The 26,448-nt window shown below is 33.7% G+C and carries 27 protein-coding genes; 11 read left to right on the top strand and 16 right to left on the bottom strand.

Annotated features, from left to right (window positions below):
* Nucleotides 1-7 precede the first annotated feature (7 nt).
* Complete coding sequence (locus tag J2W95_RS07320) at nucleotides 8-1,600, bottom strand: L,D-transpeptidase family protein (RefSeq protein WP_310005496.1); 1,593 nt, start codon at nucleotides 1,598-1,600, stop codon at nucleotides 8-10.
* 103 nt (nucleotides 1,601-1,703) lie between these two features.
* Nucleotides 1,704-2,228 (bottom strand): porin family protein, encoded by a 525-nt coding sequence (locus J2W95_RS07315; RefSeq protein WP_310005494.1) that lies wholly within the window; start codon nucleotides 2,226-2,228, stop codon nucleotides 1,704-1,706.
* Between the two features lie 312 nt (nucleotides 2,229-2,540).
* Between J2W95_RS07315 and J2W95_RS07310 the strand changes: the two genes are divergently transcribed.
* From J2W95_RS07310 to J2W95_RS07270, 9 genes are all read left to right on the top strand, one after another.
* Complete coding sequence (locus J2W95_RS07310) at nucleotides 2,541-5,024, top strand: AsmA family protein (RefSeq protein WP_310005492.1); 2,484 nt, start codon at nucleotides 2,541-2,543, stop codon at nucleotides 5,022-5,024.
* Nucleotides 5,021-5,527 (top strand): nuclear transport factor 2 family protein, encoded by a 507-nt coding sequence (locus J2W95_RS07305; RefSeq protein ID WP_310005489.1) that lies wholly within the window; start codon nucleotides 5,021-5,023, stop codon nucleotides 5,525-5,527. The genes J2W95_RS07310 and J2W95_RS07305 overlap by 4 nt, the downstream gene beginning before the upstream one ends.
* Nucleotides 5,528-5,603: 76 nt before the next feature.
* Nucleotides 5,604-6,278, top strand: a complete 675-nt coding sequence (gene trmB / locus J2W95_RS07300; RefSeq protein WP_310005487.1) for a tRNA (guanosine(46)-N7)-methyltransferase TrmB — start codon at nucleotides 5,604-5,606, stop codon at nucleotides 6,276-6,278.
* A 61-nt stretch (nucleotides 6,279-6,339) separates the two neighbouring features.
* On the top strand, nucleotides 6,340-6,975 hold the full coding sequence (locus J2W95_RS07295) for a LysE family transporter (protein ID WP_310005485.1): 636 nt from the start codon (nucleotides 6,340-6,342) through the stop codon (nucleotides 6,973-6,975).
* 6 nt (nucleotides 6,976-6,981) lie between these two features.
* Nucleotides 6,982-7,314: an MGMT family protein gene (locus tag J2W95_RS07290; RefSeq protein ID WP_310005484.1), complete on the top strand. Its 333-nt coding sequence runs from the start codon at nucleotides 6,982-6,984 to the stop codon at nucleotides 7,312-7,314.
* Nucleotides 7,315-7,587: 273 nt separating this feature from the next.
* Nucleotides 7,588-8,715 (top strand): Mrp/NBP35 family ATP-binding protein, encoded by a 1,128-nt coding sequence (locus J2W95_RS07285; protein WP_310005482.1) that lies wholly within the window; start codon nucleotides 7,588-7,590, stop codon nucleotides 8,713-8,715.
* Nucleotides 8,716-8,799: 84 nt separating this feature from the next.
* The gene (locus J2W95_RS07280) at nucleotides 8,800-9,039 is read left to right on the top strand and encodes a NifU family protein (RefSeq protein WP_310005480.1); all 240 of its coding nucleotides are present in this window, start codon (nucleotides 8,800-8,802) and stop codon (nucleotides 9,037-9,039) included.
* Nucleotides 9,040-9,334: 295 nt separating this feature from the next.
* Complete coding sequence (locus tag J2W95_RS07275; protein ID WP_310005478.1) at nucleotides 9,335-9,808, top strand: hypothetical protein; 474 nt, start codon at nucleotides 9,335-9,337, stop codon at nucleotides 9,806-9,808.
* Nucleotides 9,809-9,857: 49 nt separating this feature from the next.
* Nucleotides 9,858-10,175: a 2Fe-2S iron-sulfur cluster-binding family protein gene (locus J2W95_RS07270; RefSeq protein ID WP_073205174.1), complete on the top strand. Its 318-nt coding sequence runs from the start codon at nucleotides 9,858-9,860 to the stop codon at nucleotides 10,173-10,175.
* 114 nt (nucleotides 10,176-10,289) lie between these two features.
* Here the strand turns inward: J2W95_RS07270 and J2W95_RS07265 are convergent, their stop codons facing one another.
* Nucleotides 10,290-11,072, bottom strand: coding sequence for a DUF3050 domain-containing protein (locus J2W95_RS07265; RefSeq protein ID WP_310005475.1), 783 nt, complete (start codon nucleotides 11,070-11,072; stop codon nucleotides 10,290-10,292).
* A 94-nt stretch (nucleotides 11,073-11,166) separates the two neighbouring features.
* Complete coding sequence (locus J2W95_RS07260) at nucleotides 11,167-12,345, bottom strand: acyl-CoA dehydrogenase family protein (protein ID WP_310005472.1); 1,179 nt, start codon at nucleotides 12,343-12,345, stop codon at nucleotides 11,167-11,169.
* A 417-nt stretch (nucleotides 12,346-12,762) separates the two neighbouring features.
* Between J2W95_RS07260 and J2W95_RS07255 the strand changes: the two genes are divergently transcribed.
* Nucleotides 12,763-13,146 (top strand): hypothetical protein, encoded by a 384-nt coding sequence (locus tag J2W95_RS07255; protein WP_310005469.1) that lies wholly within the window; start codon nucleotides 12,763-12,765, stop codon nucleotides 13,144-13,146.
* A 138-nt stretch (nucleotides 13,147-13,284) separates the two neighbouring features.
* On the opposite strand, the gene J2W95_RS07250 is transcribed toward J2W95_RS07255, so the two are convergent.
* From J2W95_RS07250 to J2W95_RS07235, 4 genes are all read right to left on the bottom strand, one after another.
* A complete protein-coding gene (locus J2W95_RS07250; RefSeq protein WP_310005467.1) occupies nucleotides 13,285-14,697 on the bottom strand; it encodes a carbohydrate porin in 1,413 nt (470 codons plus the stop codon).
* Nucleotides 14,698-15,100: 403 nt separating this feature from the next.
* Nucleotides 15,101-15,814, bottom strand: coding sequence for a tRNA1(Val) (adenine(37)-N6)-methyltransferase (locus J2W95_RS07245; RefSeq protein ID WP_310005465.1), 714 nt, complete (start codon nucleotides 15,812-15,814; stop codon nucleotides 15,101-15,103).
* Between the two features lie 54 nt (nucleotides 15,815-15,868).
* Nucleotides 15,869-16,393, bottom strand: a complete 525-nt coding sequence (gene rimM, locus J2W95_RS07240) for a ribosome maturation factor RimM (RefSeq protein WP_310005463.1) — start codon at nucleotides 16,391-16,393, stop codon at nucleotides 15,869-15,871.
* 14 nt (nucleotides 16,394-16,407) lie between these two features.
* Nucleotides 16,408-16,965, bottom strand: a complete 558-nt coding sequence (locus J2W95_RS07235) for a 30S ribosomal protein S16 (protein ID WP_310005461.1) — start codon at nucleotides 16,963-16,965, stop codon at nucleotides 16,408-16,410.
* 510 nt (nucleotides 16,966-17,475) lie between these two features.
* Here J2W95_RS07235 and J2W95_RS07230 point away from each other — a divergent pair.
* Nucleotides 17,476-17,835, top strand: coding sequence for an RNA recognition motif domain-containing protein (locus tag J2W95_RS07230; RefSeq protein ID WP_077374089.1), 360 nt, complete (start codon nucleotides 17,476-17,478; stop codon nucleotides 17,833-17,835).
* Between the two features lie 128 nt (nucleotides 17,836-17,963).
* Here J2W95_RS07230 and leuB read toward each other — a convergent pair whose 3' ends face one another.
* The 8 genes from leuB to leuC form a co-directional block, all read right to left on the bottom strand.
* The gene (gene leuB / locus J2W95_RS07225) at nucleotides 17,964-19,025 is read right to left on the bottom strand and encodes a 3-isopropylmalate dehydrogenase (protein ID WP_310005457.1); all 1,062 of its coding nucleotides are present in this window, start codon (nucleotides 19,023-19,025) and stop codon (nucleotides 17,964-17,966) included.
* Between the two features lie 54 nt (nucleotides 19,026-19,079).
* Nucleotides 19,080-20,603, bottom strand: a complete 1,524-nt coding sequence (locus J2W95_RS07220; RefSeq protein WP_310005455.1) for an alpha-isopropylmalate synthase regulatory domain-containing protein — start codon at nucleotides 20,601-20,603, stop codon at nucleotides 19,080-19,082.
* Nucleotides 20,604-20,647: 44 nt separating this feature from the next.
* Nucleotides 20,648-21,154: a GNAT family N-acetyltransferase gene (locus tag J2W95_RS07215; protein ID WP_310005453.1), complete on the bottom strand. Its 507-nt coding sequence runs from the start codon at nucleotides 21,152-21,154 to the stop codon at nucleotides 20,648-20,650.
* A gap of 10 nt (nucleotides 21,155-21,164) precedes the next feature.
* Nucleotides 21,165-21,953 carry a methyltransferase domain-containing protein gene (locus J2W95_RS07210; RefSeq protein WP_310005451.1) on the bottom strand — a complete coding sequence of 263 codons (789 nt, stop codon included), beginning with the start codon at nucleotides 21,951-21,953 and terminating at the stop codon, nucleotides 21,165-21,167.
* Between the two features lie 5 nt (nucleotides 21,954-21,958).
* The gene (locus J2W95_RS07205) at nucleotides 21,959-22,663 is read right to left on the bottom strand and encodes a class I SAM-dependent methyltransferase (protein WP_310005450.1); all 705 of its coding nucleotides are present in this window, start codon (nucleotides 22,661-22,663) and stop codon (nucleotides 21,959-21,961) included.
* Between the two features lie 16 nt (nucleotides 22,664-22,679).
* A complete protein-coding gene (locus J2W95_RS07200; protein ID WP_310005446.1) occupies nucleotides 22,680-22,982 on the bottom strand; it encodes an antibiotic biosynthesis monooxygenase family protein in 303 nt (100 codons plus the stop codon).
* Nucleotides 22,983-23,053: 71 nt separating this feature from the next.
* Nucleotides 23,054-23,650 carry a 3-isopropylmalate dehydratase small subunit gene (leuD, locus tag J2W95_RS07195; RefSeq protein WP_116796909.1) on the bottom strand — a complete coding sequence of 199 codons (597 nt, stop codon included), beginning with the start codon at nucleotides 23,648-23,650 and terminating at the stop codon, nucleotides 23,054-23,056.
* A 113-nt stretch (nucleotides 23,651-23,763) separates the two neighbouring features.
* On the bottom strand, nucleotides 23,764-25,158 hold the full coding sequence (leuC, locus tag J2W95_RS07190; RefSeq protein ID WP_310005443.1) for a 3-isopropylmalate dehydratase large subunit: 1,395 nt from the start codon (nucleotides 25,156-25,158) through the stop codon (nucleotides 23,764-23,766).
* Nucleotides 25,159-26,448 lie beyond the last annotated feature (1,290 nt).

The following is a 26,448-nucleotide window of genomic DNA, read 5'->3' as shown; positions in this document are numbered from 1 at the left end:
GGTCTGTTTATTCCTCAAATAACATCGTAGCAAGTTGATCATCTCTTTGATAAACATCATCATAAAAATGAAGAGTACCTGCATCATCAACCCATGCGGTAAAATAACCTATGTAAACCGGTATTTTATTTTTTAGGGTGTACCATGTTTCTTTTTCTTTGTGCATAGCTGCGTCAATCTTTTCGGGAGTCCAACTTTTATCGTTTTTTAGAATTTCCATGGCCAATTCTTTGGGTTTGGCAACTCTTACACAGCCATGGCTGAAAGCTCTTTTGTCTTCATTAAATAGATTCCTTGATGGAGTATCATGTAAATAAATGGAATTCGAATTTGGGAACAAAAATTTCACTAACCCCAATGAGTTTTTAGGCCCTGGTTTTTGTCTCACACTACCATTATTCCACTCCATATTGTGTTGAGCGAGATAGTTAGGGTTTTTAGCCATACCGGGTTTGATTTCTTTTGTAATAATGCTAGTTGGAACATTCCAATAGGGACTAAAAACAATGTAACGCATATCGGCGCTAAAAATCACGGTTTGATTTAAGGCTTTCCCCACAACCACATTGGAAATTAAAACAGGTTTTCCTTCTTTGAAAAATGTTAATTGATAGGCTGGAATATTGACTACTATTAATTCTTTGGATTTAGCAACATCAGCATCAATCCATCTAGAACGCTCCATATTGACCATAATGGTCTTGATGCGATCTTCAATGGGAATATTCAAAGAGGCTATAAGTTTTTCAGTAATGTTTTTGTTTGCTTTTAGCCCATTTCGATTCTGGTATTTTGTAATTCCATTAGCTAGCGCTTCATCAAAAACAGCATTTTGGGAATCGGCAGCTATATCCCCCAATACAAATAAATGTTGTCTGATTTGAGCAATTGTTTGTGAAGAGTCTCCTGGTTTGAAAGCAAGGATGGTAGAATCTTTTGTTATGGGATTCCACAAATTGTTTTTTTGAATTTTTCGGTATTTCAGAAGTACTTCTTTGAGTCTGTAATATTCAAATAATACTTTTTTTTCGTTTTTATTAATCAAGGAAGGCTTGGCTATGATAGAATCTAAATAGTCTACATAGGACACTTTTTTCCGAGGCAAATACCAACCAATTTCGGTTGTTTTTTTTGAGTCTAATCCATCTAAAACTTTATGGGTGTAAAAAAAATAAAGAGAAGAAATCAATAATTCATCATTGATAGAGGCTGTATATTTTTCAGCGTGATTTTGAAAAAGGCTATCTAGTTTTTCTTTGTATGGAATAGTTGCTTGTATTCCATCGTCTTCCATTTCATTTAGTTTATTATACAGCAAATGGCTCACTTCCAGCATGCCTTTGGAATCAAACCAAACATATTGATAGTTTCGTTTTCGATACAATTCGGTTGTTTCTTCCTGATACTTTTTAAGGTTTGGATATTTTACAAAAAAGGAACTGACCAATGTACTGTCGAAAGGAACTAGACTCTTTACTTTTAAGGAATCTTTAATTGCTATTACGGGTTTTGGGTTTTTGTCAGAATCTTTTTTGCAGGAAAGTATAGAAAGTGATAAGCCAAAAATAAATAGGATAAGGAACAAAAGAGACTTTCTCATAAGGGAATGTTTATTTGAGACAATCATAAATGTACAAAAAAAATTGCCTTAAAGAATGAACTTTAAGGCAATTTTTAATGTAAGAAAAGGTTGGTAGTTTCTTTTAGAATTGGAAAGCAGCTCCTATTTGAAAATTTTGATTTTTAGCATCAATATGTTCAAAAGTATCATCCAAACCTGTGATGTATCTAGCATTTATAGACAATCCAAGAGGTAGGTTAAGAGACGTTCCAAAAGCCCATGAAGGTACAAAATTGTTTAGATCATCAACATTGTCTGAAACTACAAATCCAAATTGTGGTCCTGTTTCAAAACTTAATAATTTAAGAGCATATACTTTTGCTAAAACAGGCACAGTAAGGTAATCTATCTTTGCATCTCCAAAACCATCAGTCTCAAATCCTTCTTGAGAGTATTGTAATTCAGGTTGTATAAAAAGCAAGCTCTTTACCATTGGAATTTCTCTGTAAACACCAACATAAAGTCCTGTTTTTGCATTTGTGTCCAAACCATTTCCACTAACATCTGAAATATTGGCCCCTGCTCTTACTCCCCAAGATTGTGCTGAAACTGCATTAGATACTAATACTATGAAAGCACTTAACAGTAAAATTTTTAATGATCGCATATTTTTTATTTTTAAGTTAGTTACTCATTTATATGAGTTTATTCGCCACAAAAGTAGTGCAATTTTTCAGTTTTTTCAACAATATACTATAAAAACACTATTAGATAAGTATTCGAGTTTAGATGAAAAACTATGTTTAAACAATTGAATATAATTGCATTACAATGTTAAAGTTTTTAAGTTATAACGTTCCTTTTTGTAATATATTATCTTAACTTTGATTCAGGCCGAGTTGTTTTGCAGATTATTCAATTCAAAATATTTAAAACGAATAAGACTTCTTTTAGATATATAACATTTTAAATAATTGGTATGAAGGAATTTATAGAAAAAGGAAAGGAATTGTCTAGAACAGCTAAATTTAGAAAGATTTTAAAAAGAATAGGGTTTGTTGTTGTCGGGTTTTTAGGACTAATTCTTATTTTCTTTATTGGATTAAGGATTTATTTCACCCAAAACAAAGAGACTATAATGACCGAAATCAATCAAAAAATCAATGATAATATTGCGGGTCATGTCAGTATTGGGGATGTTGGTTATAAATTTTTGATCGGTTTTCCTAATTTCACGGTGGTTTTGAACAAAGTAGAACTTCGGGACAGTTTGTATGCCATTCACAAAAGAAGTGCGCTTAAAGCTGAGGAAATCGAAGTGCGTTTGAATGTGCTGAGTCTATTGCATAAAAAGATAGATATTGAAAAAGTGGTATTGATCGATACTAAAATTGATTTGTTTAAAGACAAGAACGGCCTTTCCAATACTAATGTTCGTAAGTCAAAACCCAAAACAGATAAATCCAATAGCGACACAGATACCCAAATCGATGAGGTTGATTTTAAGAATGTCGTTTTTATTTCCCAAAATTTACAAAGAAATAAATTGTTCCATTTTGAAGTAAATTCTTTAAAATGTAAAATAAATTACAAAGATGATGGATGGGAAACTGATTTGTTTCTGAATGTCTTTGCCAAGAGTATGGCTTTCAATACCAAGAAAGGTAGTTTTATAAAGGACAAAAAAGTAAAAGGAAAACTAGTAGTTCAATTCTCTAAAACAAAAAATAAAATTGATGTGCTTACCGAAAAGCTTGGAATTGGTGATGATGATTTTAACATCAAAGCGAGTTTTGGTCTGGATAAGGATCATCCCATGATGGATATTAATATAAAAACTCATATTTTATGGTTGAATGCGGCTCGTTTATTGGATCCGCATATTTTCAAGATTCTGAATCACTTTGATATAACCAAACCTTTGGACGCACAATGCAGTATAAAAGGAGATATGAATGCCGAGGGTGATCCCGAAATTATTGTGGATGCACAGATCAAGGATAATGTTTTGGTGTCTTCAGAAGGGGAAACGAAAGACTGTAGTTTTGAAGCGAGATATACCAATAATTTCAAAAATGGATTAGGGTATAATGACATCAACTCAGCCATTATCATAAAAAAATTCACAGGAAACTATAGGGGAATACCAGTGGAGATTCCAAACGCTGCAATTAATAATTTGGAAAAACCGGTCGCAACAGGAGACTTTCATTCTAAGTTTGATGTGGTGAAATTGGGAAATATTTTTGGTGAAGATTTGCTAAAATTTAATGGAGGAAAAGCCAATGTTGATTTAAAATTCAATGTCAATATTGTGGACTTGAGAATCTCGAAACCTCGTTTTACAGGGAAAGTGAATATTGAAAAGGCTAACATGCTTTTAAGATCTAAAAACATTACTTTTCAAACAAATGTTCTTCTTGATTTTACTCAAGAGGCATTATTCATAAGAAACATTAAGTACCAAAGAGACAAAAACATTGTTTTCTTGGATGGAAAAATTGATAATTTTCTTAATCTCTATTATGATGATCCTGAAAACATGGTAGCTGTTTTAAATATCAACAGTCCTTTTATGGATGTGAAAAAATTCATGAGTGTTTTGGCTCATAGTCAAAAAACGAACGAAGTAAAAAAAGTAGCCAGCACAGCTGATACTAAAAAAAGGATAGCACTTGTTGAAAAATGCCAAGTGGTTTTAAATTTGAATCTTGAAAAGATGGTGTATTCTAATTTGACTGCCAAAAATGCAAAAATTATTGTTATGGCGAAGAATCGACGTTTTTTTATCAAGCAAGGAGCAATTGAATCCTGTGGAGGCAAAATCACATTCGCTTCTCAATTAATTCCAAACGGTAATTTATTTGATGTAAAAACAAATGTAGATATTGCAACGGTTAATATCCCTCAATTTTTAACATCTTTCAAAAATTTCGGAATTACATCGTTTCAGCCTAAAGATATAAAAGGAAATCTTTCAGCTACGGTTGACATGTCGGTAAAAATGACTCAAAATGGTGATTTGGTTGATGATTCGGCAAAAGGAAATTTGTATTATGATATCAAAAACGGGGAACTAAACGATTTTAAGCCAATAATAAAAATTGGCAAGTTTGCTTTTCCAAACAGAGATGTTAAGCATATTGTTTTTAATGATTTGTCTGGACGATTGAACATGAGTGGTAGTTTAGTGAATGTTGACTATTTTAAAGTGAGTTCGAATGTGTTGAATTTTGATGTTGAGGGTATTTATTCTTTTAAGAAAGGGACTAAGTTAGGCTTGACGGTTCCCCTTAGAAATCCTGAAGATGATTATAAAATAAAGGACCTGAAAGAAAGAGAAGCCAAACGATACAAAGGAATAGTGTTGCATTTGTTGGTTGTTGATGGTAAAAATGGTGAAATGAAAATTAAAATGGGAAAGCTTCAAAAAGAAAATAAAAAGGAAAAAAGTAAAACATGAAAGCATTATTTTTAAGTTTAGCAGTATTGACATTATTTAGTTTTGATTCTTTGCAGTATAAAGAATCCGATGAAAAAGAACAGATCAATAGAACACTTGATGCCTGGCACAAAGCGGCAGCAGAAGCGAATTTTCAAGTTTATTTTGGAATGATGACAGAAGACGCCATTTATATCGGAACAGATCCAACCGAGAATTGGAACAAGAAGGCATTTGAGGCATATTCAAAACCTCATTTTGACAGGGGAAAAGCTTGGAATTTTAAAGCTATCGAGCGTCATGTTTACTTTGATAAATCTGGTAAATTAGCTTGGTTTGATGAGCTGTTGAATACTCAAATGAAAATCTGTAGAGGTTCGGGTGTTTTGGTAAAAATAGGGAATGAATGGAAAATTAAACACTATGTTTTGTCAATGACCGTTCCAAATGACAATACGAACGAGGTTGTAAAAATCATTGCTCCAATTGAAGATGTTTTGATACAAAAGATGCAATCCAAATGATAATTTTTGATTTTTTCTGTACTTAAGCTTTCATTCTTATATAATTCCTTAATTTTGCCGAAATAGCAATTATATCGTGGGAAGTAAAAATAAATTAAAGAGGTTCAAGGAAAACGAAACGTTCAATAATGTTTTTCAACCAACAAGAGAAGAAGTAGTAGGGGATTTATTTCCGCTAAGAGGGAAGTGGAATTCAGAGTTTTTTAAAAACGAGAATCCATTAGTGCTTGAATTGGGTTGTGGCAAAGGTGAATATTCTGTTGGATTGGCTGAAAGATATCCTAATAAAAACTTCGTAGGAATTGATATCAAAGGAGCTCGTTTTTGGCGTGGTGCAAAAACTGCTGCTGAAACAGGATTGCATAATGTGGCTTTTATTCGAACTCAAATCGAATTAATCAACCATATTTTTGCCGAAAATGAAGTAGATGAAATTTGGATTACTTTTCCAGATCCACAAATAAAATACAAAAGAACTAAGCATAGAATGACTAATTCAGAATTTTTGCAATTGTACAAGAAAATTTTGAAGAAAGATGGAGTTGTCAATCTTAAAACCGACAGTGAGTTCATGCATGGTTATACATTAGGATTGCTTCATGGTGAAGGGCACGAGGTTTTATACGCGAATCACAACGTGTACGTAAACGAAGGAAGTCCAGAGGAAGTTACGGCTTTTCAGACATTTTATGAAAAGCAATATTTGGAAATTAACAAAGCTATTACGTATATTCGTTTTAAAATCAAATAGTTTTCAGGTAGTGGTTTTCAGTTTTTAAGCTGAGGCTGCAAACTGAGACTACAAACTAAGTATGACTCTACTATTGCCATTTTTTCTCGGATTTATTGTAGCTGCAATTGGAATCACGCCGCCAGGTTTGATAAATATGACTGCAGCAAAAGTAAGCTTGAAAGATGGCAGGAATGAGGCTATTTCTTTTGCTATTGGTGCAACAGTAATTGTTTTTTTTCAGACATTTTTAGCTTTATTATTTGCTAATTTTATCAATAGTCGTCCTGATATTATCAGTAGCCTTCAAGAAATAGGGTTGTTTATTTTTATTGCACTTACCATTTATTTTTTCTGGAAAGCCAAAAAGCCAAAATTACCTAAGTCGGAAACCAAGGTTCGCAGTAAAACGAATCGATTTTTTTTGGGAGTGTTATTGTCAGCATTGAATTTATTTCCTATTCCGTATTATGTTTTTATATCCATTACACTCGCTACTTATGGGTATTTTTATTTTTTAGAATATTTTATTTACGCTTTTGTGGGAGGAGTAGTTACAGGTTCATTCTTGGTTTTTTATCTCTATATTGTGTATTTCAAAAAGAGAGAAGCAAAATCCTCTTTTTTAATGAATAATGGAAATTATATTATTGGGAGTATTACTGGACTAGTTTCTATAATTACATTGTTCAAACTTATTAAAGGATATTTTGGATAAAACAAAATGAAAGCAACAAACGACAATTTTTTTGAAAGAGTTTATGCTGTTGTTAGACAAATTCCATATGGAAAAGTTACTTCTTATGGCGCAATTGCCAAAGTTTTAGGAGCTGCACGTTCTGCCAGAATGGTGGGATGGGCAATGAATGCTGCACACAACCTCGAAGATGTTCCCGCACATCGAGTAGTCAACAGAAAAGGATTGCTAACAGGAAAGCATCATTTTGACGGAACCAATCTTATGCAACAATTGCTGGAAAGTGAAGGTATTGTAATTGAGGATAATCAAATTATGAATTTTGAGTCCGTTTTTTGGGAGCCCGAAATGAAGGTTTAATTTATTTTATAGACTTATTTGCAGTCCCTTATTTTTAAAGGACTTTGTGGCTGTAAAATGAGTGACTATAATTATTGATACTAATATGTATCACTATCAATAAATCCAATCCAAATCCTTTAGAATAAGAACTTAATCCGTTATCTTTGCAGTCTAAAATTAGTTTAAATAAAGACAGCTTTTTTTAAGCCTTTTATAATAAAATCGCCTGATTCAAAAACAAATAAATGGGATAGGACAATAGTTTTTCCAAATAAAAAATAAAAATTACGCATGAAATTAGATAGAAAAGATATTCTTAAAGCATTAGAAACAATATCTATTGCTGGTGAAGGTAAAAATATGGTTGAAAGTGGCGCCATTGCAAACGTGGTTACTTTTGGAGATGAAGTTGTTGTGGATTTAGTATTACATACGCCAGCAATGCACATCAAAAAAAGAGCTGAAGATGATATTAGAAAAACGATAAATGAACAAGTTTCGCCTGATGCCAAAATTAAAGTAAACATAAAAGTAGAAGTTCCAGAAAAGAATGAAATCAAAGGGAAAGCTATTCCTGGAATAAAAAACATTATTGCAATTGCTTCCGGAAAAGGTGGTGTTGGAAAATCTACCGTTACAGCAAATTTGGCAGTAACATTATCAAAAATGGGATTTAATGTTGGAGTTTTAGATGCGGATATCTACGGTCCATCGATGCCAATCATGTTTGATGTAGAAAATGAAAAACCAATTTCTGTTGAAGTTGATGGGAAATCGAAGATGAAACCTGTAGAAAGTTATGGTGTAAAAATGCTTTCTATCGGATTTTTTACATCACCAAGTCAAGCTGTAATATGGAGAGGTCCAATGGCTTCTAAAGCGTTAAATCAAATGATTTTTGATGCTAATTGGGGAGAATTAGACTTTATGTTGATTGATTTACCTCCAGGAACAGGAGATATTCATCTTTCAATTATGCAATCATTGCCAGTTACTGGTGCTGTTGTGGTAAGTACGCCACAAGCTGTTGCATTAGCTGATGCCAAGAAAGGAGTTTCAATGTTTTTATCAGAAGCTATAAATGTACCTGTTTTGGGAATTATAGAAAACATGGCCTATTTTACACCAGAAGAATTGCCTAACAATAAGTATTATATCTTTGGAAAAGAAGGAGCCAAAGATCTAGCTGAAGATCTAGGAGTCGCTTTTCTAGGAGAAGTGCCAATTGTACAGTCTATTCGCGAAGCGGGTGATTATGGTCGTCCAGCAGCATTGCAAACAGGCTCAGTTATTGAAAATGTTTTTGACGAGATAACACGAAATGTAGTTAGTGAAGTTGTCAGCAGAAATGAGAATTTGGAACCTACTGAGGCAATCAAAATTACTACAATGGCCGGGTGTTCGGCAGTTAAGAAATAAGATTTTTAGAACGCTCTTTTTTTGATCTTTCGAATGATCGAGCAATCCAATAATCGAATAATCATAAATTCGAATAATCTAAATATGAAAACAGAAGAATTAACAAATAATGTTCTAAGAGCATTGGACGAAATCAGACCTTTTCTGAATTCAGATGGCGGAGATATTACGCTCATTTCAATTGATGAAGGAAAACACGTAAAAGTACGCCTTGAAGGTGCCTGTACAAGTTGTAGTGTAAATCAAATGACTTTAAGAGCTGGGGTGGAAACAACAATTAAAAAGTATGCTCCTCAGATAGAAACCGTTATTAATGTTATGTAAGACATTGAAAAACAGATTGTTTATTTGCTTTTTTTTAACGTTCTGAATGATTTTTTAGTAAAAAAAGCAAGTATAAATTGACAAAAATCACATTTGCACTTGTTAAATAGATGGTTTAGACTTGTTAAAAATCAATAAAAAGGTTTTTTTTAAAGATTATTAGTAAGGAATTATCAATAAAGACGCAGTTTGTTTTGTTATACATAAAAAATAATGTGAATAATTCAATATTTTTTTCTTTGAAAATTCAAATAAAAATTTACTTTTGTAGCACTAACCTATAAAAATTTGGATTATGAAAAAGCATTACTTATTAATTATTCTATTTTTGTGTTTTTATAAGAATTATGGACAAGAGCCAATTCAAGAGGCATATGTGTCTAAAACGTATGTGAATGTTGAGGATGAATGGAATGAGGTCAATTACAGTGCAATGGTAAATATTGCATCAAATAGAAAAGGGCAACTAAAGATAACCAACGCTGAATTTTTAAGAGAACTTAGTGATGGTAAGGCTAATATGGTGGAAAAAAGCGCATATGATTCAGCTGAATTTACCTCTCAGACACTAATCAAAGAAAAGACAGAAAAAAATGGCTTGTTAAATTTAACATATGAAGGTAATTTGGTGTTTAAGACTTTTGACAAAGCTTATACAGCAGCTACAAGAATTATTTTTATAGTGAATCAGGCAGATATTATTGGTCTAAAAATTTTAAATAAGGAAAATCGTAAAGAATACGCATTAGACCTTACAATAAAAGAATAAAATCGAAGTTTTAAACAACTCCGATTTTTAATAAAAGTTAAATTATATAATGGACGTTTTAATAAAAATTAAAGATAGAGAAGGAGTTGTTCATGAATTACAGGCGCCAACCGATATGGCGATGAACATAATGGAATTGTGCAAAGCTTATGAGCTTCCTGTTGAAGGAACTTGTGGCGGTATGGCGATGTGTGCTTCTTGTCAATGTTATGTTCTTAATGATGTTCCTTTGCCAGAAATGGGTGATGATGAAGAGGCAATGTTGTCTGAAGCTTTTTATGTTAAATCAAATAGCCGTTTAGGTTGTCAAATTCCTATCACCGAAAGTCTTGAAGGATTGGAATTGGAATTGGCTCCAGAAAATTAAGGTAGTTTTCAACTAGCGATATAAGTTAAAAAGTTCTCTTCGAAAAATATTTTTCGAAGAGAACTTTTTATTTTTAGACTATATAATTAATTGTGAATTAGTGGCTGCGAATTATTAAACCATTTCAGCCTTTAGAATAATTTGTTCTTCGATTGCATCCCAAAGGCCTATTCTTTTTTCTAAAGCTAAAATTGAAGTCATTTCTACTTCTGACCATTTTTTTGAATCTTCGCCACAAAGTTCTGTAATCATCTTCATCGCCATAGGCCCATGTTCATCAGCATCCAATTCGATGTGTCTTTCGAAGTAATAAATTAGTTTTCTTAAATCATTATCAGGAAATTTGGATTGAAAATTTTTCAAAATTTCTGTAAACATTTTCGGAATCAAATCTTCTCTACCAAAGGTAAATGCTGCTGCTATTTTGTGTGGTTTCCCTTCTTCAATAACTCTAAATGTAAAATCAAGGAACTCTTTTATATTTGGATGTAAATTACTTTTTTTAATGGCGACAAATATATTGTGAAGGGAATTAACATCTTCTAAAAAAAGCTCAATACCACTTGTTTTGGCTCCACAATCCTCCATTGCATCTATGTACATTTCAAAATGGCTTAGACGTCGTCCGTCGATACTTAAGTCGCTTTCCTCTGCCAATACAATTTCATTAATTAAATATCTAGTTTCAGGATGTGGTGTCGCAAACCAAGGCGTTGAAGTACATGTTAACTTATTTTGCAACGCTTTTAATAAAGACATAAAATCCCAAACTGCATATACATGGTTTTCTAAGAATTGGTGTAAATCTTCAAGAGTATTTATTTTTTTATATAAAGAGTGGTTTAATAATTGTTGTTTTTGGGTTTGAATCCCAGAGTTGATTGTTGCAATATTCATTAGGTTTTCTTTTTTGCGTAAAATTAGAAAAGCTTCTCGTTACCAAGAAGCTTTGACTATCAATTTTATAAATACTTTAATATTTTGTCTAGTTCTATTTGAAAGCAGAAATTCCAGTAACGTCCATTCCAGTAATCAATAAATGAATGTCGTGAGTTCCTTCGTATGTAATTACCGACTCTAAGTTCATCATATGACGCATGATAGAATATTCTCCAGTAATTCCCATACCTCCTAATATTTGTCTTGCTTCACGTGCAATTTGGATTGCCATATTCACATTATTTCTTTTTGCCATTGAGATTTGGGCAGTTGTAGCTCTTCCTTCATTTCTTAAAACTCCAAGTCTCCAAGTTAGTAATTGTGCTTTGGTGATTTCAGTAATCATTTCTGCCAATTTCTTTTGTTGCAATTGAGTTCCTGCAATTGGCTTGTCAAACTGTATTCTTTCTTTAGCATAGCGTAACGCAGTGTCGTAACAGTCCATAGCTGCGCCAATTGCACCCCAAGCTATTCCATAACGAGCTGAATCCAAGCATCCTAATGGTGCTCCTAATCCGGATTTATTTGGCAATAAATTTTCTTTGGGTACTTTTACATTGTCAAATATCAATTCTCCAGTAGATGATGCTCTGAGGGACCATTTGTTATGTGTTTCTGGAGTTGTAAAACCTTCCATGCCTCGTTCTACGATTAATCCATGTATTCTTCCTTCTTCATTTTTCGCCCAAACAACGGCAATATCAGCAAAAGGAGCATTCGAAATCCACATTTTGGCACCATTCAAAAGATAGTGGTCTCCCATGTCTTTGAAATTGGTAATCATACTTCCTGGATCCGAACCATGATTTGGCTCTGTTAAGCCAAAGCAACCGATGAATTCTCCAGTGGCAAGTTTTGGCAAATATTTCATTCTTTGTTCTTCATTTCCATATTTCCAAATTGGATACATTACTAATGAAGATTGCACTGATGAAGTAGAACGAACACCTGAATCACCACGTTCAATTTCTTGCATAATTAAGCCGTAAGAGATTTGGTCTAATCCTGCTCCGCCATATTCTACAGGGATATAAGGACCAAAACCACCTATTTCACCAAGTCCTTTTATGATTTGTTTAGGGAATTCAGCTTTTTGAGCGTATTCTTCTATAATTGGAGAAACTTCGCGTTTTACCCAAGCGCGGGTGGAGTCACGAACAAGTTTGTGTTCTTCACTTAATAAGTCATCTAGATTGTAATAATCTGGGGCTTGGAATAAATCGGGTCTCATGATATAACTGTTTTATTGATACAAATCTACATAAAGAAATATAACAAAACTAATACGTATTGTTATAAAAAACAATATTAATAAAAATAATAATAAGTCCCAGTGAATATACACAATCTATTTCTAAAGGACTCTTTGTAGAACAACAATTGGTAATAAAAAAAGTAGGTTTGATGGAGGAAATATTAGTTTAAAATTATATAAAGAATTTAAACACCATTTTGGTATTAAAACTTTTTTTCAAAAAGTAATCCAATACATAATGTTTTAATGGATGTTGTAGTATAACAGATAGTTAGATAAATGAAAGAAAGTGAAGTGGAAGTATTGGATAGAGCAATACAATTTTGTAATATTGAAAGATAAATTAACCTACATAAAAACGACGTTTTTTTTCGTCAAAATTCAAAAACAAATATGAAAAAAATAATACTTATTTTACTACTAGTAGTTGGGGCAATGGGGTATTCACAAACCCTTGATTGCAGTAAACTTAAAAACATAAAAGCCTATAATCCTGACTATCCTAAAAGGACTTTTGTGATAAAAGGAGCGACTCAAGAAAGTTATGATAATGGAGTGCTTCAATTGGTTTGGAGTGTAAAGTGGACAGCCGACTGTGAGTATGAAGTTACCTGTGTAAAAAAACTTGCTGAGTCTCAAATGGAAGTAGGTGATAAAATCGTTATGACAATTGTGAGTATTGACGATGATTGTTTTACAGTTAAAAGAACTTTTCATTGTAAAAATATACCAGACGGAGATGTTGATCCGGAAAGCACCTTTTGTTTAGCTAAATAATATTGTCAAGGGATAATGATTATCTCAAAAAATATAATCGAGACAAGTCTTTTCAGCTATGATAAGTTTGTTTGATATAAGTAATACACCCTAGTAATGTTGTGATTTTGAATCTCAATATACTAGGGTTTATTTTTTTTACCATATCCACCATTCGACTTTGCCACCTATATATTGCCCCCAATTTTTTATGCCGCTTTGAGCGAGATAGGGAGAGTAGAGATTGTTGGAGGCAAATTTGTTGTAGTGAGCTACACTATAAACGAATCTAAAATGAGGTCTTGCCCAAACACTTCGATCTGAGGTTGGGACTAATGTTGGAGCAATAGTGAACTTTGTCATTTGTGCATAATCCTGCGTACCGTCCTTTCGCCAAGCGAGATCAACTTCATGAAGCAAATGCAACCAGTTTTTGATATACCAAGTGCCTCTTGCTCCAAAAGCAATATCCTGTTTTCTGTTGAATAAAATTTGTTTGCCTAAATAATCCGTTGTGGTGTTTAGGCTGTCGCTGGCCCCCCTACTTTTGGTATATATCGCATATCCATTTAGCGAGTAATTTTTGGTTAGATTCAATAAAAAAGTTTCAGTGAGGGCTATTGAATAGGCTTTTTTAAAACTATTCGTTTCTAGATTAGGGCCTCCATAAGTGACGTAGGTTTTACTACTACCTCCATCGCCTCCGTTAGCAATTCCTGCACCATAGCGAGCACTTATCGCATTAAAGGAGCCTGGTAGTTTTGATGTAATGTTTTTAAAATATTTTGCTCCCACTACATAGCCAATATCTGCTGGATAATTGTACTTTGTTGTTTCATCTTGGGAGGTTCCTGAAGGAAGTCTTTGAAATTCACCAAGTAATTTTACATAACCTTTTTTAGTCATCAGGGAGTGCTCCAGAACAGTGATATATCTGTTTCGTAAACCTAAAGAAGGGGTTCCGTTTACAATGTTAAGATAGAAATTGGGGGGTAATGTCGATGTTGTATCAATTGATCCTGTAAAAATCACAGAAACTTGAGTGTTTTTGTATTTTAAGCCAACACCTTGTCCTGAATGATCGTCAAAATAATAATGGTCAATAATATGAATGTCATCCCCTCGAAATAATCGTGCTCCTAGCCAAATACTCCAATTACTGCCCATTATATTATTGGCTTCGGCAAATAATTCGGGTAAAGCGGTCGTGATTCCTCCAATGGATTTGTTAGATACGTTACCTATTAATTGACCTTGAGTTGTGTAAAATGCAAAACGCGCCTGAACATTGATTTGAGTAGTGTCTTTACTGGCAATAGTGGGCTTAAAGTGCATTGCGGTAGCCAACTCAAAATAATCATTTTCTTCAAATCTTCCTCCAATAGATCCCATTCCATTTAAATTGAGAGAATGTGGAAATTCACTGTTTGATGCTCCAAGACTATAGGCTATTCCAGCTCGTCCATAGCTTCCAATCGAAAATTTTTTGTTGGAAATGGTTGGTGCTGGAGTTTGACCAAAGAATTTTAATGACAATAAAAAAAAGGTTAAGAGAAAAAAATGTTTTTTCATTCTGTTCTATTTTTAAGATGTGTTTGAGTTGCTTTTAAAAATTGATATTGGTGTCTTGCTTCAATGGTTGCTAAACCTTTCTTGAAATTGTTTTTATGGTAATATAATGATAGTATAAAATCCTTAATTTGTTTCATTCCAACCAAATTTATGAATTTATTTGTAAAAATTTTAAGATTTAAATATTTAAGGAATGATGTGGAAAGTTAATCTGTTTTTTCATTAAAGAAACAGGAATAATTTACTGATTCAATATTAATGATTGAGTGTAAATGGTCTACGGGAAAGTATGTTCAAGAACTATTTTTTGAATGAAAATCACTTGGGATGATGTTGATGGAGGTTAGAGCGAGGGTAATGTTTAGGAAAGTAAAAGGCAATATTTTAAAAACAAAAGAATGTGTTACATTTTTAAATAAAAGTCTTTTGTCAATTCGATGTATTCAGGAGTGTAGATATGTCTACCTGTTTCGATGATTAATTCATTTGTTAAAATTGTATCGCTTTCATTTCGGGTGAAAGCCAGTAAACTACGTTTAATTTCAGATATTGGATTGCCTTTTACTCTTGTGATTTTAATGGGGTATAATTCGTATTCTTTGGCAATAGCCATAAAATTTTCTTCTTCTTTAAAAGGAATAATAACACTAAATACTCCATTCTCAGAAAGCAATAATGCTGCGACTTCAATTAAATCTTCAAAAGGCAATGCGTCGGCAAAACGAGCCAAATCACGTTGTGGGTTTTCTGTTTTGTAATCTTCGGTATAAAAGGGAGGATTGGAAACGATTAGGTCATATTCATCTTCGGGTTCTTCAATAAATTCATCTACTCCAGCATGAAAGCAGAATAAACGATCGCCCCAAGGTGAATTTTCAAAATTATCTACGGCTTGTTCATAAGCTTCTTCGTCAATTTCCAGAGCGTCAATTTGCTCGGCATGGCTTCTTTGCGCCAGCATCAAAGCTATAATACCGGTTCCGGTTCCAATATCAAGAATACTAAATGGATTGTTTTCAATCGGAGTCCATGCGCCTAATAATACACCATCGGTGCCAATTTTCATCGCACAGCGATCTTGTTCCAGTGAAAATTGTTTGAATTGGAATTTAGACATAAAGAGTTTAGATTTTTTAGATTAACCGAATAAACAAATTACCGATTAAACTTTCTAAAGATACATTTCAATCAAGCCTTCCGGTAAATCCATAATGACTTTTTTGTTTTCTCTGTCAATTTTTACAAGGAAATGGTCAATCATTGGAATTAAAATCTCGGTATCTCCTTTGAGTACTTCGAAAAGAGGTTGAGCAGTGGTGTCGTTGATAGATTGGATTTCTCCAACATATCCTAAACGTTTGTCTTCTACTTCGAAGCCAATAACTTCATGAAAGTAGAATTTGTTACCTGTGAGTTTAGGTAACATTTTTAAAGGAAGGTATAGGTCGTTACCTAATAAGGCATCGGCTTCTTCTTCAGTATTAACATCTTCAAAACGAATTCTAAGGAAATCATTTTTGTGTAGCGAGCTATTTTCAATAAAAAAAGGAACCAAGTGTTTGTCACATTCAACAAACACTGATTCCAAGTTTTCGTATAACTCAGGTTCGTCCGTGTCTAAATAAGCAAGGACTTCCCCTTTGAAACTAAATTTTTTGGCGATTTTACCCAAATAGAAACAATCTTCTTTACGCATTTTCGCCTTCTAAATTATGCTTCAGTTGTTTCGTTATTTTCTTCTGCAGCAGGAGCTTCTTCAGCTTCAGCAACAACTTCTTCTTCAACAGCAGGAGTTGCAGCAGCAATAGCATCAGCTTCAGCTTGTGCAGCAGCAGCTAAACGTTTTGCATTTACTTCTTGTTCTGCTTTAAAAGCTTTAGCTTTAGCATCAGCTTGCGCTTTAGATAAACCATCTTTTTTAGCATCAACTTTTCCAGCTTTAGCTTCTAACCAAGCAGCTAATTTTGCATCAGCTTGTTCTTGAGTTAAAGCACCTTTACGAATACCTCCATCTAGGTGGTGTTTCAATAAAGCACCTTTGTAAGAAAGAATAGCTTTTGCTGTATCAGTTGGTTGAGCACCATTGTGCAACCATTTTACTGCGCTATCCAAGTTCAATTCGATAGTTGCAGGGTTTGTGTTTGGATTGTAAGTACCAATTTTTTCTAGGTATTTACCATCTCTTTTTGAGCGAGCATCTGCTGCTACAACCCAGTAAAAAGGTTTTTGTTTTTTACCGTGTCTTTGTAATCTAATTTTTACTGACATAATCGTATGATTAAATTTTGAGGTACTCGACCTCGATTAATTAAGGGTGCAAAGATACATCTTTTATCGAAACTTTTGAAAAAGATTATTATTTTAATGATTAATAGTTTATTAGCTGTTTTTTAGGTTTGATTTAAACAGGAATTCTCGTCAATGAGCTAGAAAACAGAATCGCAGTTTATGTTTCGGAGAATGGAACAGGTATGGATGCAAATTATCAAGATAAAATTTTAAAGCTTCTGAAGATTTTAGGTAGTGAAGATCGATTTAGTATGATAAAAAATAGAATTATACTTTCTGTCACAAAGAAATAATTGAGCGTCCTAGCTAAACTATTTCTGCTGATTCTTAAATTAGTAAAGGAATAAAAGTTAATTTTTCATTGTTGAATTAGTGATTTGTTCAAAACAAAAAGAGGAACTTTTCATAAATTATTTCATAAATTATCTAATTTATAGTAGTTTAGAATAAAATAAGACTACATTTGTCACTTATTAAAAATACGTACATATGAATATTTTTGTTGGAAGCCTTCCATTCAGTATTGAGGAAGCAGATTTAAGAGAGTCTTTCGAGGCTTACGGAGCAGTTGATTCAGTTAAAATTATCACAGATAAATTTACAGGAAGAAGTAAAGGATTCGGATTTGTTGAAATGACAAATGACGATGAAGCTCAAAAAGCAATTGACGAATTGAACGGAGCTACTGTTCAAGGACGTGCAATCGTTGTAAACAAATCTGAACCAAAACCAGAAGGCGAAAGAAGAAGTTTTAACAACAACCGTGGAGGTGATTCTCGCGGAGGTTATGGTGGAAACAGCCGTGGTGGAGATAACCGTGGTGGTGGAGACAGAGGAGGAAGATATTAATATTTTTTTCAATCATATATTAAAAAGGTGTCAATGTAAATTGACACCTTTTTTGTTGCATTCTATTTTGTTTGTTTTTGCAGAGATGTACAGTAGCATCATCTCTACAAAAACAATAATTATTTATTTTACAAATTATCAACCAACCAGTCACCTACTTCACTAGTTGAATACGCTTTTGTTCCTTTAGCAACTAAATCTTCAGTTACAATTCCTTGTTCCAAAGATTTGTTAACTACAGCTCTGATAGCATCAGCTTCTGCTTTTAATCCAAATGCGTCTTCAAACATCATAGCTGCTGATAAAACAGTCGCCAATGGATTGGCAATATTCAAACCAGTTGCTTGTGGGTAAGATCCGTGGATTGGTTCGTATAATGAAGTATGTTCTCCAACTGATGCTGATGGCATTAATCCCATTGATCCTGAAATAACAGAAGCTTCATCAGTCAAAATGTCTCCAAATAAATTCTCTGTAATCAATACATCATAAGAGTTTGGCCATTGAACTAAACGCATTGCAACTGCATCAACAAACTCGTAGCTTACTTCAACCTCTGGATAATCTTTTTCCATAGCTTGAACAGTTTCTCTCCACAAACGTGAAGTTTCTAATACATTGGCTTTGTCCACACAACATAATTTTTTGGAACGTGTCATTGCTAGCTCAAAACCTTTTTTGGCTAAACGTTGAACTTCAACTCTAGTGTAAACACAATTGTCAAAGGCAGTTTCTCCGTCGTCTCTTCTTCCTTTTTCTCCAAAATAAATTCCTCCGGTTAATTCTCTTAAGAAAACCAAATCAGTTCCTTCAATACGTTCTCTTTTTAATGGAGAATTGTCAATCAATGATGGAAAAGTAAAGGTTGGACGAACATTGGCAAACAAACCTAATTTTTTGCGCATTAACAATAAACCTTGTTCTGGACGAACTGGTGCGCTCGGATTGTTATCATATTTTGGATGTCCAATAGCTCCAAAAAGAACAGCATCGGCAGCCATACAAATTTCGTGAGTTTCGTCTGGGTAAGGAACACCAACGGCATCAATAGCGCAAGCACCTGTAAGTGCAGGAGTCCAAGTGATTTCGTGATTGAATTTTTTGGCAATGGCATCCGAAACTTTAACGGCTTCGTTAATTACTTCTGGTCCGATTCCGTCTCCGGCTAAAAGGGCAATGTTGAATTTCATTGTTGTTAATTTTTAATTATATTTTTAATAGATTTTTTTCAATTGTAATTTCTTTTAAATCACCACCACATTCAACATTTTTTGAGTGGCAATAATAGCTGCAACGGTTTGGTCGGAATCAAGTCCTCTCGTTTTAAATTCTTTTCCGTTGTTGGTCCAAGTGATGATGGTTTCGCATAATGCATCCGAGCTACTGCCAGGAGGAATACGAACCGCATAATCGACTAATTTAGGCAAAATCATTTTTTTGGTTTTATAAATTTTGGAAAGGGCATTCATAAAAGCATCAAATTGACCATCACCTTGTGCATTTTCTTCAAAAATTTCACCGTCGATTTTTAAACATAAAGTAGTTGAAGGGCGTAATCCTTTGGCGTGAACCAATACATAAGATTCCACTACAATTTTTTCCTCATAAGACTGACTGTCTAATACATCTGAAATGATGTATGGTAAATCTTCTTTGGTAACTGTTTCTTTTTTGTCTCCCAATTCGATGATTCGTTGGGTTACTAATTTTAAATCCTCAGGGTTTAGTTTCAATCCCAATTCTTGAAGATTTTTTTCGATGTTGGCTTTTCCAGACGTTTTTCCTAAGGCATATTTTCTTTTTCTTCCAAAACGTTCTGGAAGTAAATCATTAAAATACAGATTGTTTTTGTTGTCTCCATCTGCATGAATTCCTGCTGTTTGTGTAAAAACATTATCACCTACAATAGGTTTGTTGGCAGGAATTCTATATCCTGTAAAGGTTTCAACAAGTTTGCTTACTGAGTACAAAGACGATTCTTTGATATTGATTTTTACCTCAGGCATAAAATCATTAATCACAGCAACGGTACTTTCAAGGGGAGCATTTCCAGCGCGCTCTCCCATTCCATTTACGGTAACGTGTAAACCGCTGATGCCAGCTTTTACAGCTTCCATCACATTAGCAACGCTCAAATCGTAATCGTTGTGTGCGTGGAAATCAAAATGAATGTTAGGATATCTAGCAGTGATTTTAGATATAAATTCAAAAGTATCTGATGGAATAAGAACTCCCAAAGTATCGGGTAATAATATTCTTTTAACAGGTTGTGTTACCAAAAAATCCAAATATTGAAAAACATATTCAGGAGAATTACGCATACCGTTACTCCAGTCTTCCAGGTAGACATTGGTAGAAATTCCGTTTTCATTCGCCAAAGCTATAGATTGGGCAATTTCGGTAAAATGCTGTTCCGGTGTTTTTTTTAATTGATGAGTCAAGTGATTTAAAGAACCTTTGGTCAATAAGTTTTGTACTTTGGCTCCAGCTTTTTTCATCCATTCGATAGAAATTCCGCCATCTACAAAAGCCAATACTTCGATTCTGTCGGTATATCCTTTTTCCTCAGCCCAGGACATAATTCCGCTCACACCTTGAAATTCACCCTCGCTTACACGAGCTGAAGCAATTTCGATACGGTCAATATTTAGTTCTTCTAGCAATAATTGCGCAATGGTTAACTTTTCTGCAGCAGAAAAGGATACTCCCGAGGTTTGTTCACCATCGCGAAGTGTAGTATCCATTATTTCAATTTTTCTTTTTTCCATATTGCTTGTTGTATTCCTTTTAAAAAGGGTATTATATGTTTTTACTATTCTACTTTAATTTCAAATAGACTCAATGTTATTCCTGTATAATGTTTAGGTAGCCCTTCATAATCTGGGGTGATAATTCCAAGGAAATTAAACCCACATTTTTGATAATATTCAATTAAGGATTCGTTATCTCCCCAAGTATCCATTCTCAAAAAATCCAAATTATTTTCTTTTGCAAATTGTAATCCCCAATCTCTTATTTTTTCTACAAAATGGAGACCTCTGAATTTTGGATGCGTCACAATTCGATGAAAATAAACGGCTTTGTCACTATTTTTCTCTTTCCAAATGCTTTTGTCATCGAATGTTATCGCAAACACACAAGTAATTTCATCATCAATTATAATTTTCCATTGTCGATTTTCAGTAATTTCTTTTTCAACCAATGCTCTGTCAAAACCCTGCCAATGTTTATTGAATTTAGTTTTTTGATAAGCAACCGCCATATCATAAAATTCAAAAATGCTGTCTATATCTTCAATTGTGCTGGGCTTGAAATTCATCTTAATAATTTTATATTTTTCCTCGCACTTCATTTAATTTCATTGTCATAGAAATTGCTTCAGTTTCTATCCAATGATTGTATTCTTCAATAGCTTTTAATCTCAAATCATTGTCCAAATAACCTTCTTCAACCATTTGAAGAGAACCCGCTACTTTTGACCAAATTCCTATTTTCGTTTTATAATCTAATCTTTCGTCATTATAAAGCTCATCAGAATTAATTTTTTCGACAGAATGAAAACCTGCTTCTTCTAATAAATTTGGCAAATCTTCTGCAATTCTATTGTTCATTCCAGCGTCTTGTCTCCATTTTAAGAACGTATTATAAAAAGCCTGCATACTTTCTGGTGGTGACGGATTCCAATCTAGATTAGTATGATCATAGTCCAAAATGGAGATTTGACCGTTTGGTTTCAGCAGTGATTTCATTTTTACCAAAGCTTCTTTTGGATTGCTTAGCCATTGAAGCGTTCTTGCCGAAACGATTAAATCAAATTTTTCTTCTGGATGGAAATCAAATAAATCGACGTGAATTAATTCTAAATTCGGAATGTTTTGATATGATTCCTTCCCGCTTAAAATGAAACTTTCGGTATTGTCAATTCCGGTAACTTTTCCGTTTTCTCCAACTATATTTGCAATGTCTTTGGAAATGGAGCCAGTCCCACAACCTACATCAAGAACTTTTATACCAGGTTTTAAAATTGATATTAAATTTCTGTAATCATATGTCAGGCTTCTGTCATTAAATATTTTATTGGCTTCTCCGTCTCTTTGTATGTGTTTGTTTGCTTTCATATAATTTATTTTATTCCGCCAAACACGGAGAAATTACTGTTTTTATGTAAAACATCCACATACGAAAAGCCAACTTTTCTCAATACTTCCAATTGGTACATTACTGAGCGTGGCGTATCTTCTTTGGCAATATAATCGAACACATTTTCTTGATATTCTTTTCCTCCCACGCCTTCTAAATAATCAGCATAACGGTTCCACATCAATTTGTCAATTGCGGGATGGTCGTGCTTTATTAAATCTGAAATCCAAAAACAACCTCCCTTTTTTAGACTTTTATATATTTTAGAAAAAACAGTTTCCCACTCCCCATCAGATCTCAAATGATGCATTGCTGCTCCTGTCACTACAATATCAAAAGTTTCGTCTGGCAATTCCATATTCAAAAAATCAGTTTGAACGGTAGTGATTTTTCCTTCAGAAGCTTTGAAAATTCTTTCTTTTGCTTTGTCCAACATTGGTTGACTCAAATCAATCAAAGTGGAATCAAAATCAGGGATTAACCCTAATAGCTTTAAAGTATAATTACCTGCACCACAGCCCAAATCCAAAACTTGTTTGGCATCGGGACGACATGCACTTGCTGCTTGTGTCAATAATTCTAAACTCAAAGTGGCATCAACTGTACTGATTTGACCTGTTTCTAAATTAGAAAAACGGGCTACTTCATTGTCAAAACGCTGCTGTATTTCAGATAATGTTGATTTCATTTTTTATAATTTAAAATTATTTTTTAGACTCCAAAACCATTTCATAATGCTCCACAACTGGAAACGGATTGTAATAATGGTGCAATAATCTTTTCCATTCTAAATACGCTTCAGATTCTCTAAAGCCAACAGTATGATCTTCTAATTTCTCCCAATTGACCAATAACAGATATTTATTTTCCTCCTCTATGCATTTTCTCAAACTATGATTTACATAACCTGGAATCGATTCTATAAATTGGCTGGCAACGGCAAAGTCACTTTCAAATTGAAGGCTTAAACCTTCTTTTACCTGCAGAATAGCTATTTCTAAAACCATATCTATTTTTATATACAAACCCGACAGATTTAAAAAATGTGTCGGGTTTCTTAACTAATTCTTCTTATTTTTTAGTAAGGCAGTTTATCTGCAAACCCTGTGATTTCTTCTTTAATGTTTTGCAAGTAATCAATATCATCAAATCCGTTAATCATATTGTTCTTTTTATATCCATTAATGTCAAAAGATTCTTTTTGACCAGTTACTTTAAGCGTAATGGTTTGTTCAGGCAAATTAATTTCCAATTCTGTATTTGGATCTGCTTCGATAGCTTTGAAAATAGTTTCAGCAAACTCTGGGCTTACTTGAACTGGTAAAACTCCAATATTCAAACAGTTTCCTTTGAAGATATCTGCAAAGAAACTAGAAACAACTGCACGGAATCCGTAATCGTAAACCGCCCAAGCTGCGTGCTCTCTTGAAGAACCCGAACCAAAGTTTTTTCCGCCCACTAATATTTTTCCGCTGTATGTTTTATCGTTTAAAACGAAATCTGCTTTTGGAGTATCATCTCCATTGTATCTCCAGTCTCTGAAAAGGTTGTCTCCAAAACCTTCACGTTTAGTAGCTTTCAAGAAACGAGCTGGGATGATTTGATCCGTATCAACGTTTTCTATTGGTAGTGGCACTGCACTACTCGTAAGGATGTTAAATTTATCGTATGCCATTTTAATATTAGATTTTTAGATTTTAGATTTTAGATTCACTGTGTGTAAAATGGTATCTTAAAATTCTAAACTTTTATTTTTAATTCTTTTTTGAAATTGTCATTGAAATTCAACTAAAATAAATCTCTAGGATCCGTCAGTTTTCCAGTAACTGCCGCAGCTGCTGCCATAATTGGAGAAGCTAACAAAGTTCTTGAACCAGGACCTTGACGACCTTCGAAGTTTCTGTTTGATGTACTTACTGCATATTTTCCGGCAGGAACTTTATCGTCATTCATTGCCAAACAAGCTGAACAACCTGGCTGACGCAATACAAAACCAGCTTCAGTAAGGATATCCAAAAGACCTTCTTCTTTGATTTGTGCTTCTACAACGTGAGAACCAGGAACTAACCAAGCAGTAACATTATCTGCTTTTTTTCTTCCTTTTACAATTTCAGTAAAAGCTCTAAAATCTTCAATACGTCCATTAGTACAACTTCCTAGGAAAACAAAATCAATTGGTTTTCCAATCATTACGTCATCTTCGTTGAAGCCCATATAGGCCAAAGATTTTTTATAAGTTTCCTCTCCGCCTTCCACTTGGTTAGCGTTTGGAATATGTTTTGTGATACCAATTCCCATTCCAGGATTTGTACCATAAGTAATCATTGGTTCGATGTCAGCTGCGTCGATGTTCAATTCAGCATCAAAAACAGCATCGGCATCAGTTTTCAAAGTTTTCCAATACTCAACTGCTTTTGTCCAAGCTTCTCCTTTTGGAGCATATAAACGTCCTTCCAAGAAATCGAAAGTTTTTTGGTCAGGAGCAATCATACCACCACGAGCACCCATTTCGATACTCAAGTTACAAACCGTCATACGACCTTCCATTGACATTTCTTCAAAAACGTTTCCGGCGTATTCAGCAAAATATCCTGTACCTCCAGAAGTAGTTAATTTTGAAATAATATATAATGCTACGTCTTTTGGCCCCACACCTTTGCTCAAAGTTCCATTAACGTTGATACGCATTTTCTTTGGCTTGGGCTGCATAATACATTGAGTAGCCATAACCATTTCAACCTCTGAAGTTCCGATACCAAAAGCAATAGCTCCAAAAGCACCGTGAGTAGATGTATGTGAATCTCCACAAACAATAGTTGCACCAGGCAAAGTAATTCCGTTTTCAGGTCCTACAACGTGAACGATACCATTTTTTTGGTGACCTAATCCCCAGTGTGAAATACCATATTCAGCTGCATTGTCTTCCAACGCTTTCAATTGGTTTGCAGATAAAGCATCAGCAACCGGTAAGTGTTGGTTTATAGTTGGTGTGTTGTGATCGGCAGTTGCAAAAGTACGCTCAGGGTACAATACCTTGATACCTCTTTCTTTTAAACCTAAAAAAGCTACAGGACTAGTCACTTCGTGAATAAAATGACGGTCAATAAAAAACACATCTGGTCCATCTTCTATTTTACGCACCACGTGCGAATCCCATACTTTGTCGAATAATGTAGTACTCATTTTAACTATTTTTTAGTGTATTTCTCTTTTATAATCAGGACAATTTCCTAACAATTATATCATTGGCAACAAATTTAAAAAAGAAAAGAGAGTCGTCAATTTCGAAAAGTATTTATATACGATACCCAAAAGGGCTTTACAACACTATTGCACTTTAGTTCGTTGTTTTCGATAAAAAAATACACTTTCCAAATTTGACTTTGATTTCCCTTTCAAAGTAGATTTGATGCTTTTTGTTGTGTTTTTAATAATTTGCAAATTTATTACAAATAAAACGCATAAATATCTAATTTGATTAAAAAATCACAACAAAAATTTAAAAAATAGTGATTATTGTTATATTTTGTATTCTTGATATTTGATAAAAATGAATTAAAAAACCAATTTATGAAGGGGTAAATAATGCCGTTTTCGAGTTTTTTGACCTCCTTTTTTTTGCTAAAATACTACGACATCCAAAAAAGAGAAGAGATGAATATTTGATAAGAAAGTAAGTTTTTAGATGAATCTAAAACTATAAATAAGTTGGGCGTGCCACCGTTGAGAAAAGGGGCTTACTTTTAGCATCGCTTATACAGCCCCTTTCCTCAACGCTGTCGGGCTATCCATGCTACTTCGGTAGCTTATTCCTATCCCTCACGCGACCGCAAGAACATTTGGGTAATCAAGAAAAGTTTATTTTACGAATGTAATTTGAAATTTCGGAAAACAATAGGTTGCTAATTGACGATTGTTTTTCGTTGCACCTAAATATGCACTGATTATAATCCATGGTTAGTAACGGGCTATATTATAGTAATGTATTAGAATCCGCTGAAAACAGGTAGGAAGCACCAATACTATTAGTACGTCAAACCAATAGTATTGGTAGCTCGAACCAATAAAACAGGTAGGTCGAGCCAATAGTATTGGTTGGTCGAACCAATAAAGCAGGTAGGTCGAGCCAATAAAACAGGTACGTCCTAGTAATAGTATTAGTAGGTTGTACCAATAAAACAGGTAGGTCGTACTAATACTATTACTAGGACGTACCAATAAAACGAGTATGCAGCACTAATACTGTGGAATCAATGTCTCGTTTATGTCATTTCTAAATATCTTCATTTGTTGATTAATATTCGAGAAATGTTCATTTTTATAAATGAAATTTGGGTTCTACAGTTAAATCCTAGTTTTGTAAAAAGTCATTTTTGTTAATAACTTAAGACTCTCAATCCCCATAAAAAACCTAAATTTGAACTTCCACCATTTTGTATTTGAATGCTTTTTACTGTCCATAAAACCAATAAT

The sequence above is a fragment of the Flavobacterium granuli genome (genome assembly GCF_031456055.1).
Classification (GTDB): domain Bacteria; phylum Bacteroidota; class Bacteroidia; order Flavobacteriales; family Flavobacteriaceae; genus Flavobacterium; species Flavobacterium granuli_A.
Note: the sequence above shows the minus strand (reverse complement) of the source record. Positions and strands in the feature narration are given on the sequence as shown.

What these genes read in the sequence shown, in the direction of transcription:
- J2W95_RS07255 (WP_310005469.1), top strand. Translation starts at nt 12,763, where the DNA reads ATGAAAAAAATAATACTTATTTTACTACTAGTAGTTGGGGCAATGGGG.
- J2W95_RS07215 (WP_310005453.1), bottom strand. Translation starts at nt 21,154, where the DNA reads ATGAATTTCAAGCCCAGCACAATTGAAGATATAGACAGCATTTTTGAA.
- J2W95_RS07285 (WP_310005482.1), top strand. Translation starts at nt 7,588, where the DNA reads ATGAAATTAGATAGAAAAGATATTCTTAAAGCATTAGAAACAATATCT.
- J2W95_RS07200 (WP_310005446.1), bottom strand. Translation starts at nt 22,982, where the DNA reads ATGGTTTTAGAAATAGCTATTCTGCAGGTAAAAGAAGGTTTAAGCCTT.
- J2W95_RS07320 (WP_310005496.1), bottom strand. Translation starts at nt 1,600, where the DNA reads ATGAGAAAGTCTCTTTTGTTCCTTATCCTATTTATTTTTGGCTTATCA.
- leuB (WP_310005457.1), bottom strand. Translation starts at nt 19,025, where the DNA reads ATGAAATTCAACATTGCCCTTTTAGCCGGAGACGGAATCGGACCAGAA.
- J2W95_RS07220 (WP_310005455.1), bottom strand. Translation starts at nt 20,603, where the DNA reads ATGGAAAAAAGAAAAATTGAAATAATGGATACTACACTTCGCGATGGT.
- J2W95_RS07265 (WP_310005475.1), bottom strand. Translation starts at nt 11,072, where the DNA reads ATGAATATTGCAACAATCAACTCTGGGATTCAAACCCAAAAACAACAA.
- J2W95_RS07310 (WP_310005492.1), top strand. Translation starts at nt 2,541, where the DNA reads ATGAAGGAATTTATAGAAAAAGGAAAGGAATTGTCTAGAACAGCTAAA.
- J2W95_RS07280 (WP_310005480.1), top strand. Translation starts at nt 8,800, where the DNA reads ATGAAAACAGAAGAATTAACAAATAATGTTCTAAGAGCATTGGACGAA.
- J2W95_RS07270 (WP_073205174.1), top strand. Translation starts at nt 9,858, where the DNA reads ATGGACGTTTTAATAAAAATTAAAGATAGAGAAGGAGTTGTTCATGAA.
- J2W95_RS07290 (WP_310005484.1), top strand. Translation starts at nt 6,982, where the DNA reads ATGAAAGCAACAAACGACAATTTTTTTGAAAGAGTTTATGCTGTTGTT.
- J2W95_RS07250 (WP_310005467.1), bottom strand. Translation starts at nt 14,697, where the DNA reads ATGAAAAAACATTTTTTTCTCTTAACCTTTTTTTTATTGTCATTAAAA.
- leuC (WP_310005443.1), bottom strand. Translation starts at nt 25,158, where the DNA reads ATGAGTACTACATTATTCGACAAAGTATGGGATTCGCACGTGGTGCGT.
- J2W95_RS07295 (WP_310005485.1), top strand. Translation starts at nt 6,340, where the DNA reads ATGACTCTACTATTGCCATTTTTTCTCGGATTTATTGTAGCTGCAATT.
- rimM (WP_310005463.1), bottom strand. Translation starts at nt 16,393, where the DNA reads ATGCGTAAAGAAGATTGTTTCTATTTGGGTAAAATCGCCAAAAAATTT.
- J2W95_RS07210 (WP_310005451.1), bottom strand. Translation starts at nt 21,953, where the DNA reads ATGAAAGCAAACAAACACATACAAAGAGACGGAGAAGCCAATAAAATA.
- J2W95_RS07245 (WP_310005465.1), bottom strand. Translation starts at nt 15,814, where the DNA reads ATGTCTAAATTCCAATTCAAACAATTTTCACTGGAACAAGATCGCTGT.
- J2W95_RS07305 (WP_310005489.1), top strand. Translation starts at nt 5,021, where the DNA reads ATGAAAGCATTATTTTTAAGTTTAGCAGTATTGACATTATTTAGTTTT.
- J2W95_RS07260 (WP_310005472.1), bottom strand. Translation starts at nt 12,345, where the DNA reads ATGAGACCCGATTTATTCCAAGCCCCAGATTATTACAATCTAGATGAC.
- leuD (WP_116796909.1), bottom strand. Translation starts at nt 23,650, where the DNA reads ATGGCATACGATAAATTTAACATCCTTACGAGTAGTGCAGTGCCACTA.
- J2W95_RS07315 (WP_310005494.1), bottom strand. Translation starts at nt 2,228, where the DNA reads ATGCGATCATTAAAAATTTTACTGTTAAGTGCTTTCATAGTATTAGTA.
- J2W95_RS07235 (WP_310005461.1), bottom strand. Translation starts at nt 16,965, where the DNA reads ATGTCAGTAAAAATTAGATTACAAAGACACGGTAAAAAACAAAAACCT.
- J2W95_RS07230 (WP_077374089.1), top strand. Translation starts at nt 17,476, where the DNA reads ATGAATATTTTTGTTGGAAGCCTTCCATTCAGTATTGAGGAAGCAGAT.
- J2W95_RS07205 (WP_310005450.1), bottom strand. Translation starts at nt 22,663, where the DNA reads ATGAAATCAACATTATCTGAAATACAGCAGCGTTTTGACAATGAAGTA.
- J2W95_RS07275 (WP_310005478.1), top strand. Translation starts at nt 9,335, where the DNA reads ATGAAAAAGCATTACTTATTAATTATTCTATTTTTGTGTTTTTATAAG.